Raw genomic sequence first — 10,703 nt, 5'->3', positions numbered from 1 at the left:
TCACGTTGTTTGTTTCGTTCAGTTTTCAAAGAACTACTTGGCCGCTCATTTGCGACTTCCTTATGTTAACATCTTCATCTTTCAATGTCAACTAAGTTTTTTATTTCGTTTGTCGCTTTCAACGTTGTTGTCATCAGCGACTCGTATAATATTACACCTCTAATCTCTAATCGTCAATATGTTTTTCTAAAAAAATATAAAAAGACTTATTTCTTTTAAAATAAGCCTTTTTATCATATACCATTCTATTCGTTTATTATCTTTCTATAATTGGTAACGAGACGATAAACTGAATAACACCATCCTCATATTCAGCTCGAATACTACCACCTTGTAATTCAACAATACTTTTCGCAATCGCCAATCCAAGACCCGATCCTTCTGTTACTCTACTTCTAGATTGATCTTTCTTATAAAAACGTTCAAACAAACTCGCTAACTCTTCTCTCGTAAACACTTCACTATGATTCGCAATTACAATTTGTATATCCCGTCGCTGCCTTTGAAGAGAAACTTTTATCTCCCCATCATCTTTACTATACTTAATCGCGTTCATTAATAAATTATCAAATACACGAACCATCTTTTCCGAATCAATCGCTGCATAGGCACGTTCCTCAGGAAACTTCTTAACGAACGTAAGTCCATGCTCTTCCGCTTGCGGTACTAACTCTTCTATTAATTGCTCGAGCAACTCATTTACACATACTTCTTGTTTTTCTAATACAACTTGTTCATTCGTTAACTTTGTATACTCAAATAAATCTTCTATTAAATTCTTTAACTGCTCCGATTTAGCAAAAGCAATTCTTGTATACTCATCATGTTGTTCTTTATTTTCATATTTAGAATCTCGAAGTAATCGCAAGTAACCCATAATAGAAGTCAGTGGTGTACGTAAATCGTGAGATACATTCGTAATAAGCTCATTCTTTTGCTTCTCTAATCTACGTTCCTTTTCTATATTATTCATAAGCTCTTCCGCCATATTATTAATATTCTCAGTTAAAGACGCAATCTCATCTTCACCTTTCTTCTCAATACGGTACGCTAAGTTGCCTTTTTCTATTTCCTTTACACCTTCTGCCATCGCTTCAATTTGTTTCATCTTTCTCTTTGTTATATAGAAGAAAGAGAAAATAAATACGAGTACACCAATTAAAAATGGGAATGGGCCTTCTTGCGTATCATACATTACTACACCATCCGGAATTCCACTAACGAACATATATAAATTCTTATTTTCTATTGTAATAGGTGAAAAAGCTATAAATTCTTTTCTCGTATTTTCAAATATATCTTGACCATTTGAATAGTTAATCGCAAATGATGCTGCATTACGAATCGTATTATGCAGATCGATTTGCTCTTCTTGTGCCTGCTTCGTTTTATATACAACTTTACCACTTTCGTCAGTAACCAATATTTTTAAAGCTCTATTTCCTCGCTCTAAATTTTGATTCTCCGTTTCGATCATATTGGATATAGCTTCTAATTTATTTTCATGCACCGAACTATTTGCTGCTTTTTGAGCTTGATAATTAATTTGTTGCATACCAGACCGATAATCGACAGTCGCTTTACGATTCGCATTCTCAAAAAATGGCGCAGCTCCCTTTGCAAAAAAAACTCCTAATAACGCACAAGCAGCAAAAGTAGTAATCAGTTGAATTCTTATACTCTTTCGTACGCTCTTTACTAATTTCTCAATCAATTGTCTTGTTTTCCTTATATAAGTAAACGGATTAAATATCTTTTTCAATCTTATACCCCACTCCCCATACTGTTTTTATATATCTAGGTTTCCTTGGATTCTCCTCAATCTTTTCACGCACTTTTCGAATATGCACCATTACAGTATTATCAGACTGGAAAGATCTTTCATTCCAAACCTTTTCATAAATTTGCTCTGCACTAAAGACCATTCCCGGATTACGGGCTAGTAATTCTAGAATTGAAAATTCCCTCGGGGTCAGCTTCACTTCTTCTCCCTCTACAATAACTTTATGGGTTGAGATGTTTATTTTCATCTCTCCAATTTCTAGCTCGTCCTCATTTTGAATAGAAAAACCATTCATTTTCATATAACGGCGTAACTGAGATTTAATTCTTGCGATTAACTCTAACGGATTAAATGGCTTCGTTACGTAATCATCTGCACCCGTTGTTAACCCTAAAATCTTATCCATATCTTGCGTTTTCGCGGAAAGCATAATGATCGGCATTTCTTTTTCTTCCCTTACTTTCATACACATATGAATGCCATCTACTTTCGGCATCATAATATCTAATACGACTAGATGTACTTCATTTTCTTCTAGTAAACGTAATCCTTCTTCTCCATCCCCTGCTTGCAATACTTTATATCCTTCATTTTTTAAATAGATTGTAATAAGATTTCTGATTTCTTTTTCATCATCTACGACAAGTATTGTTTCGTGTGCCACAATATCTCCCCCATCATTTTTTTAATCCCTAACTTCTATTATAGGAAAACTTCTGAAGAAAAACGCTCGGAAATCCTTAAGTTTTTCTGAAGACGCAAAAAAGGTCTAGACTCCCCTTAAGTCTAGACCTTTCAAAAACCCCTTTTATTTACGAACGTAGATGAAATATAGTACGAATAAAACTCCCATAACATACATAATTGGATGAATCTCTTTACGTCGACCACTTACTACCATTGTAATTGGATAGAAGATAAACCCGATTGCAATTCCTGTTGCGATACTATACGTAAGTGGCATTGAAATGATAGTAAAGAATGCTGGTACTGCAATCTCGAATTTCTTCCAATCAATTTCTCCTAAAGATGAAACCATTAAGATTCCTACAATAATTAACGCTGGCGCTGTTACAGCTGGTGTTACAACACTTAATAATGGCGAGAAGAATAGTGCCAGTAAGAAGAATCCTGCCGTTACAACTGCTGTAAATCCAGAACGTCCACCCGCTGCTACCCCTGCAGAAGATTCAATATAAGACGTTGTTGTTGATGTACCTAAGATCGCACCAATTACAGTTGCAATTGCATCTGCAAATAATGCTTTTCCTGCACGTGGTAATTTATTGTTCTTCATTAATCCCGCTTGATTCGCAACCGCTACAAGTGTACCTGCTGTATCAAAGAAATCGATAAAGAAGAACGTTATAATAACAATCCCCATTTGAACAGTGAAAATATCTCCGAAGTGCGTTAATGCTGCACCGAACGTTGGTTCTAGACTCGGTATTGCTCCCACTACCGCTTTCGGAGTATCAATTAATCCGGTTGCTACTCCTAAGATTGCCGTAAGAATCATACCGTAAAATACTGCACCATTAACTTTCTTAATCATGAAGATAATGGTCGTAACAACTCCGAAAATTGCTAGTAACGTTGTGCCCTTTGTTAAGTCCCCCAACCCAACAAGAACAGCATCATTTTTCACGATAATTCCAGCATTTTGGAATCCAAGGAAAGCAATGAATAATCCGATACCTGCCGCTACTGCAAACTTTAACTCTGATGGAATTGCATTAATGATTTTTTCACGAATACCTGAAGCTGTAAGAATAATAAAGATAATACCTGACATTAACGTTCCAGCAATTGCTGTTTGCCACGGAATACCCATCGTTAACACTGCTGTATAAGCAAAGAACGCGTTAATTCCCATACCTGGCGCTAAAGCAATTGGATACTTCGCGAAAATCCCCATAATTAACGAACCGATCGCTGCTGCTAATGCTGTAGCAACGAATACTGCACCTGGATCCATTCCTGTACCTGCCGGTAATCCTTTAACATTTCCAAGTGACAGCGTAGCAGGATTGACAAATAGCACATAAGCCATAGATAAAAATGTCGTTAAACCTGCTATGAACTCTGTTTTATAATTCGTGCCGAGTTCATCAAACTGAAAATAGCGTTTCATCTTACGTTTCCCCCGTTATATGATTACTCGCCGTAATCTCCTAGCCCTCTTTTATCTATTAAAAATAAAAAAGGCTTCCATTGCATATACATGGAAGCGTTCTATGAATAAAGATAAGATTCCCCTCACCTTTATAAAAACGCCTCGTAGTCAAGCCATTTACGGTAGCTAGGTAGAAACTTTCGGGCCATATCCCCGATATTATACGACGGCATAATATTCACTTTTCGTTTGAATTACATACTCATATTAACTCGACGAAGTAGTTTTGTCAATTTAAAAACGAACATTTTTATAAACATTTATAATTTCGTTCGTATTAATCCTAAAACAAAAAGGTCCATCTATACATAAGTAATAGATGGACCTTTTTATAAATACTATTCCCACTCAATCGTTGCTGGTGGCTTACTCGTTACATCATATACGATACGGTTAACGTGTTTCACTTCGTTTACGATACGTACAGAGATTTTCTCTAACACGTCCCAAGGGATACGTGCCCAATCAGCTGTCATACCGTCGATAGATGTTACCGCGCGGATACCTACTGTGTAATCGTAAGTACGCTCGTCACCCATAACACCTACGCTACGCATACCAGGAAGCGCAGTGAAGTATTGCCAGATTTCGCGATCTAAGCCAGCTTTAATAATTTCTTCACGTAAAATCGCATCAGATTCACGAACAATTTCTAATTTCTCTTCTGTGATTTCACCTAGTACACGAATACCAAGACCAGGGCCTGGGAATGGTTGACGCCATACGATTTCATCAGGAATTCCTAGTTCTGATCCTAATACACGCACTTCATCTTTAAATAACGTGTTTAAAGGCTCAATTAATTTGAACTGCATGTCTTCTGGAAGTCCACCAACGTTATGGTGAGATTTAATTGTTTGTGCAGTTGCTGTACCACTTTCAACGATATCTGTGTAAAGTGTACCTTGTGCTAAGAAGTCCATTCCTTCTAACTTAGAAGCTTCATCATCAAATACGTAAATGAATTCGTTACCGATAATTTTACGTTTTTGTTCTGGATCTTCTACACCTTTTAACTTGTTCATGAAGCGTTCTTTTGCATCCACTTTAATAACGTTCATATGGAAGCCTTCGCTAAATGTTTTCATAACGCCTTCTGCTTCGCCTTTACGAAGTAAGCCGTGGTCAACGAAGATACAAGTTAATTGATCGCCGATTGCTTTATGAATTAATACTGCTACAACAGAAGAATCTACACCGCCACTAAGTGCGCATAGAACTTTTTTGTCTCCAACAGTTTCACGAATTTTTTCTAATTCTACTTCGATAAAGTTCTCCATGTTCCATCCTTCAGAACAACCACATACGCCGAATACGAAGTTTTTAATTAAATCGTTACCGTGCTCAGAGTGACGTACTTCTGGGTGGAATTGTACACCGTATAAGTTTTTCGCTTCATTGCTCATACCAGCAATTGGGCAAGACTCACTTGTTGCGTCTACTACGAATCCTTCAGGTAAACCAGTTACTAAGTCGCCATGGCTCATCCATACAACTTGCTCTTCTGGAAGGTTCGCATATAATTTTGATTCGTTCTCTACTTTAAGAACCGCTTTTCCGTACTCACGGTGGTTTGCACGTTCTACTTTACCACCGAATTTTTGTGTCATAAGCTGCATACCGTAACAAATACCGAAGATCGGTAATCCTAGGTCAAAGATTTTTTCATCACAATGTAATGCACCTTCACCATATACACTATTTGGTCCACCAGAGAAAATAATCCCTTTTGGATTTATTTCTTTAATTTCTTCTGCAGTAATTGTATGCGGATGAAGTTCACTGTATACACCGAACTCACGAATTCGACGTGCTATTAACTGATTGTATTGACTTCCAAAATCTAAAACGATAATTGTATCGTGTTGCTTCTTCAAAATAATCACCCCAACGTTAGTTCTCGTATATAAATATTTTCACCAATTAGGCGAAAAGCATTACCAATATAATAAAAAAAGCCAGTCCTCCGCCTCTAGTCTCATAACAAAGAAAAGGCAGGGGTCTGGCTTTATAAAGAAAGATAGTCTCCGCTCTTTATAAATATAAGACACACTGCCTTCATAGTCAGGTTGTTTACGGTAACCCGGTAGAGACTCTCAAACCATATCTTTGAGGATATATGAAGGATCGTTTTATATTATCTTCCTAGATTCTAACAATGAAGTGTCGGTATGGTCAAGAGAGAAAGCGACAAAATTCTACAGAAATTCATTTCCTTTTCTAAAAAACATAAAAAAACATCCATTTCTATATAGAAATGGATGTTTTTTAGCGCGAACGGAATTACATCATTCCGCCCATCAAGCAGTATATATAATAGAAGGAAACAGATATAAAAAAAGCCATTATATCAATATTTTTCAGCAACCTCATTACTTAAAAATCTACAATTCCAAATCCTTTCGGACACTTCTCGGACACTAATTACAAGTTCCAGACACCTTCAAAAACTCAACGGCTCAAATTCGCTAGGTTTAATCAAATTATGTTAGATAACACCTAATAGCATAGTAAGTAAATTTTTCACATAGTGAACTATTAATTTGAATTCGTTTTCATTCTAACAAAATAAAAATTTGAATAACAGACTTTTTTAATATTTTGATTTCTTATAATATTTATAAAGCGAGGTACTTTTTAAGTAGTATAATAAAAAATGGAATGAGGTTATGTATATGAAATTGAAAAAAGTAATTATGGGTATAACAGCTACAGTATGTACATTTTCAGCTATTGCACCATTAAATGCGCATGCAAGTGAAGTGAAAAAAGGCAGTACAGCAATTGGTTTTGGTAATACAAATGTAGAAAACACAAGTTTTGATTTTAATCAAACTTTTTTACCAAAAGATAAAGGAGTAGAATATGGACCAGCTGATCCACCTGGCGGGGGTTCTGATGGTTATAATACATATGTAAGTAGCAGAACCGTTCAAAATTCAGCGAACGAGAGAAGTTTACTTATCGGTCTTTATTCATTAGCTGGTGGTTTTTGGCTAGGATTAGGAGCTTCTATTATTGGATATCTAAACGGTAATCAAACTTGGGATTATGCTGTAAAAACTTTATATAGACATAAAAATGGTTCATACAAAGTTTCAACTTTACTTTATAAAAACGGTAATGTTGTAGCTTCTGGGAAATCAAAAACTTTAAGTTATAAACAATTATCAACATGGTATTATTAAAAAAAGATCGGCTTCATTTTTGAAGTCGATCTTTTTTTAACTTTGCAATAAACATTATTATCCCGCCTATTAAGATTAAAGGAATTGCAAACTTCCATTTAAGTTGTTCTTTTAATATAAATATTGATAATAACACGGGTAAAAAAGCTATTAATAATCCTATGTAGTGTAATAGATTTAACTTATTTTTCAAAGTAATCCCCTCTTTGCTTAAAATTCTTTTTTTATTTTAATTTGTAATTATTTGTTGTGGTCCCGTTCCTTTGAATTTTGATTAATCCCTTTTTAACTGTTTTACACTCCTTTTAACCGTAACTCTATCCAGACAATAGATTTCCACTAAATCAATATATCATTTACATGAACTAGCATAACAATGAGTATAGAAAAATACAATATATTCGAAATAATTTTACAGCTACTAAAAATGTGATTGTCGCCAATTTGAGACGTTATCTCTCCTTATTTAACTACATAAGCATAAATAACTAAGTCTTGTTTATTACCTTCAAAGTCATCAATTCGAGTTATCCCATAATCAGTACCCCTAAAACGTACCTTCATATTTGCATCAATATCATTACGCCATTTGATTTTGAAAATAGCTTCTACTTTGTATTTAATTGCAGCTGCCCCGTAAAATTCATTAGCTGAAGCCTGTCGATAATATGCCCAAATGTTTTTACCGCTGGGTAACGGTTCCCATTCCGGAATCCGTTGTCCCATATCATCTTCTGTCCATGTTGCTGTTATGATTGTTATTTTCTTATCCTTTTTTTGAGTTGTGACCATGTATATTTCTCCTTTCCTATAATGCTCTTAAAAATTCATCATGATGTTCAAATAAACCAACATAAGCATCTAACATGCTTGCTGTGCCATCTATCCTCATCTTAGCTGCTTGATTTTTCACCGGTACAATATTACCATTACGATCTGTTTCTACACCTGTATTTGTTAAACACCATTTGAGAATAGGTGAGTTATTATAATTAATCTTTTTAGCTTGCAAATCCGCTCCCATCTGTTGCATGGGAAGACTTAAAGTTTTAGCTCCTTGAATACATCTAACCATCTTAAAGCCATGTTGCTCCATTTCTTCGACCCAATACTTAGCCGAATAGCTGTCATAATAAACCCATAAAGGTGTTATGCCGTAATTATTTAGCATTTCCACAAACCATGCTGTTATATCGCCGTAATTTATGCTATTTCCATTACAAAGTCGCAATAATCCTTGTTCTAGCCATTTATCATATGGAATCTTATCCATTTGAACCCTTTTTTCAAAACTATCACGTGGTAGCCAGTACATTTGATGAATAAACCGTTTTTGAGTGTCTTTATCCACAAATAAAAGAGTTGCACACGATAAGTCAGTAGTAACACTTAAATCCGCACCACCGATAGCATAGCAATTCCTAAACTGCTCTATATTGAATGTTTCCTCATTGTTTATATCATCAAATGTAAGCCATGCGCTTTTTACAGTATCCCTAATATTAAAATCCTTCGTAAGTAGTCCGCTTAGGTCACTAGGGTTATTCTTTGCCTTCTCTACTTTACTTTCAAGGTCATCTAATTTCTTAATTGAACCTAATGCAGGGTTTGCTTTTTGCCATGCCTTGTTATCTGCCCATTCTTCCTTAGAATCCAGTTCATATAAGATAGGTAGGAATCTATCATCCTCGAATTTCCCATCCACCACATTACAAGCATAGGAATACATATCATCAAATATATTTTCTCTAACCGTCCCTGCTGTTGTAATCATAATTAAAATAGGTTGCTGTCGTGCTGATTGGCTTTGTTTCATAACCTCATACAAGTTACGGTCTAAAATTGAATGTAATTCATCAATAATAACCATGCTACTGTTAAGCCCATCCAATGTATTACTATTCTTTGCTAACGGCATGAGCTTGGACATAGTAAGGGGGAAATATAGATCACTCTTACGCTTCTTAATATGCTTGGATAGATCGGGGCTTTGTTTAATCATATTGTGTGTTTCATCAAACAATATACGGGCTTGGTCACGCTTGGAAGCAATGCTATAAACCTCTGCCCCACCTTCTCCATCTGCAATAAGCATATAAGCCGCTATACCTGCTAACATAGTTGTTTTCCCGTTTTTTCTCGCTACATAGAATAAACTTTCACGATAACGCCTAAAACCTGTTTCTTTATCCACAAATCCAAATAAAGCCGCTATATACGCTTTTTGAAATAGTTCTAACTCAATCGGCTTACCAGCCCATTCTCCCTTGCTATGCTTGCAAAAACGCTCTATAAATTCAATAGGTTTGTTTGCCTTATCTTCATCAAAGACATATTTCTCTGGTTTTGCTATATCCTCTATTAATCGTTTATATTGCCTATAAACTCGTTTAGAAACCATTACTTCTCCTGCTTCAATTGCATTCCAATACTCTTGTATATAATTCACGTTATCACCTCTTAATAAAGTCAATTAGTTCATCTTCTTTTGGCTTTGTATCTGTTGGTGGTAATAAATCTACTAATTGTTTATATAAGAGACTATAACGCTGTACAGTTGTGTTATAAGCTTTTAATGCAGGGTGTTCTCTTAAAAACTCCTGCCGTCCCTGTTTGAACATTGCTGTCGGTCCTTCTTCATTTACTTGAGTTTTTAAAGACTCTAAAGTAGTTTGCATAAATACAAGCTCATTATATAAACTCTGCGCTATCGGTAAACGCTCTTTAGGAATCTGCCTTAATATCGTTTTAAGTTTTTTCATGTCACTAGAAATTGCTACAATCTTCTTGGGAGTTCTCATATAATCACCTTCATTATTATTTTTGTTTTGGTTTCATCCCACCCTAAATATGAAAAACCATGGAGAGGAACAAAAAGCTTCCTCCTCGGTCCTCTAGCCATGCCTTTTCCTTAAATCAACGGGGGGTATGTTTTACTTTTGAATTAAATTTCCTTTGCTATCGAATGTTAATCCGTTGGCACATATATCACCGCTATGATGTTCTTGGTTATGGCACTTTTGGCATAGAGCCTCTAAATTATCCCAACTTAGCGTTATGTTCGGATTATTAATGTTTTGTGGCGTAATATATTGTTTGTGATGGCATATAACGGCTATATCACCGCATCTTTCGCATAAATAGTGCTTACTTTGCATGAATCCATCCTTACATTTGCGCCATGGTGCACTGTTATAAAAAGATTTTGCATAATCCTTAGCCATTTTTCATATTCCTACCTAATACAGTTAATGATGCTAATAACTGATCGATTGTTCGCTTTAATCGTTCACTATCTTGATCTTGTGGGTCATACCACAACTGTAAGAGAAACTTAGTTACTGTTTGTGCTAATGGATGTACTGACGTATCATCTGTCCATGTCCTGCCTGTTGTTACCTCAAGGTATGAAGGGATAGACTCTAGTAAAGGAATAATAATAGGGTCGTTGTCTGGGCCGTCTACTCTTAAGCAATCCCTTGCTTCTTGTATATCTATTAACAATGCACTCACTCCTTTTAAATAAGGGATACCAGCGCTATAACTGATACCCCTT

The 10,703-nt window shown here is 35.6% G+C and carries 10 protein-coding genes and 2 riboswitches; of the genes, 1 reads left to right on the top strand and 9 read right to left on the bottom strand.

Annotated elements, in window-relative coordinates; translation table 11 throughout:
• Positions 1-256 precede the first annotated feature (256 nt).
• The 4 genes from ampS to guaA form a co-directional block, all read right to left on the bottom strand.
• A complete protein-coding gene (gene ampS, locus PSR14_RS01665) occupies positions 257-1,762 on the bottom strand; it encodes an aminopeptidase AmpS (RefSeq protein WP_098487844.1) in 1,506 nt (501 codons plus the stop codon).
• Positions 1,746-2,447, bottom strand: a complete 702-nt coding sequence (locus PSR14_RS01660) for a response regulator transcription factor (protein ID WP_098487843.1) — start codon at positions 2,445-2,447, stop codon at positions 1,746-1,748. The genes ampS and PSR14_RS01660 overlap by 17 nt, the downstream gene beginning before the upstream one ends.
• 144 nt (positions 2,448-2,591) lie before the next feature.
• Positions 2,592-3,917, bottom strand: a complete 1,326-nt coding sequence (locus PSR14_RS01655) for an NCS2 family permease (RefSeq protein WP_000833093.1) — start codon at positions 3,915-3,917, stop codon at positions 2,592-2,594.
• A gap of 127 nt (positions 3,918-4,044) precedes the next feature.
• Positions 4,045-4,146, bottom strand: a riboswitch (purine riboswitch).
• A 151-nt stretch (positions 4,147-4,297) separates the two neighbouring features.
• On the bottom strand, positions 4,298-5,836 hold the full coding sequence (gene guaA / locus PSR14_RS01650; RefSeq protein ID WP_000743925.1) for a glutamine-hydrolyzing GMP synthase: 1,539 nt from the start codon (positions 5,834-5,836) through the stop codon (positions 4,298-4,300).
• A gap of 164 nt (positions 5,837-6,000) precedes the next feature.
• A riboswitch (purine riboswitch) is annotated at positions 6,001-6,102 on the bottom strand.
• Positions 6,103-6,634: 532 nt separating this feature from the next.
• Between guaA and PSR14_RS01645 the strand changes: the two genes are divergently transcribed.
• Positions 6,635-7,147: a hypothetical protein gene (locus tag PSR14_RS01645; protein WP_086790593.1), complete on the top strand. Its 513-nt coding sequence runs from the start codon at positions 6,635-6,637 to the stop codon at positions 7,145-7,147.
• Between the two features lie 462 nt (positions 7,148-7,609).
• Here the strand turns inward: PSR14_RS01645 and PSR14_RS01640 are convergent, their stop codons facing one another.
• The 5 genes from PSR14_RS01640 to PSR14_RS01620 all read right to left on the bottom strand — a co-directional run bounded on the left by PSR14_RS01640 (position 7,610) and on the right by PSR14_RS01620 (position 10,651).
• Entirely contained in the window at positions 7,610-7,939 is a 330-nt protein-coding gene (locus tag PSR14_RS01640; protein WP_086790595.1) for a phage head closure protein, read from the bottom strand.
• Positions 7,940-7,955: 16 nt separating this feature from the next.
• Positions 7,956-9,596: a terminase large subunit gene (locus tag PSR14_RS01635; RefSeq protein ID WP_169509510.1), complete on the bottom strand. Its 1,641-nt coding sequence runs from the start codon at positions 9,594-9,596 to the stop codon at positions 7,956-7,958.
• Between the two features lie 4 nt (positions 9,597-9,600).
• Complete coding sequence (locus PSR14_RS01630; RefSeq protein WP_098487842.1) at positions 9,601-9,948, bottom strand: hypothetical protein; 348 nt, start codon at positions 9,946-9,948, stop codon at positions 9,601-9,603.
• A 132-nt stretch (positions 9,949-10,080) separates the two neighbouring features.
• Complete coding sequence (locus tag PSR14_RS01625) at positions 10,081-10,371, bottom strand: HNH endonuclease (protein ID WP_098487841.1); 291 nt, start codon at positions 10,369-10,371, stop codon at positions 10,081-10,083.
• Entirely contained in the window at positions 10,364-10,651 is a 288-nt protein-coding gene (locus PSR14_RS01620; RefSeq protein WP_098487840.1) for a head-tail connector protein, read from the bottom strand. Before PSR14_RS01620 ends, PSR14_RS01625 begins: the two co-directional genes overlap by 8 nt.
• Positions 10,652-10,703: the final 52 nt, after the last annotated feature.

The organism is Bacillus sp. A01H (assembly GCF_045277205.1).
In the GTDB taxonomy this organism is placed as follows: domain Bacteria; phylum Bacillota; class Bacilli; order Bacillales; family Bacillaceae_G; genus Bacillus_A; species Bacillus_A paranthracis.
The sequence above is the reverse complement of the archived record's forward strand: the minus strand, read 5'-3'. Positions and strand labels throughout refer to the sequence as shown.

Bases quoted from the DNA above. Each gene is read 5' to 3' on its own strand.
- PSR14_RS01640 (WP_086790595.1), bottom strand. From the start codon at position 7,939: ATGGTCACAACTCAAAAAAAGGATAAGAAAATAACAATCATAACAGCA.
- PSR14_RS01625 (WP_098487841.1), bottom strand. From the start codon at position 10,371: ATGGCTAAGGATTATGCAAAATCTTTTTATAACAGTGCACCATGGCGC.
- PSR14_RS01645 (WP_086790593.1), top strand. From the start codon at position 6,635: ATGAAATTGAAAAAAGTAATTATGGGTATAACAGCTACAGTATGTACA.
- PSR14_RS01630 (WP_098487842.1), bottom strand. From the start codon at position 9,948: ATGAGAACTCCCAAGAAGATTGTAGCAATTTCTAGTGACATGAAAAAA.
- PSR14_RS01655 (WP_000833093.1), bottom strand. From the start codon at position 3,917: ATGAAACGCTATTTTCAGTTTGATGAACTCGGCACGAATTATAAAACA.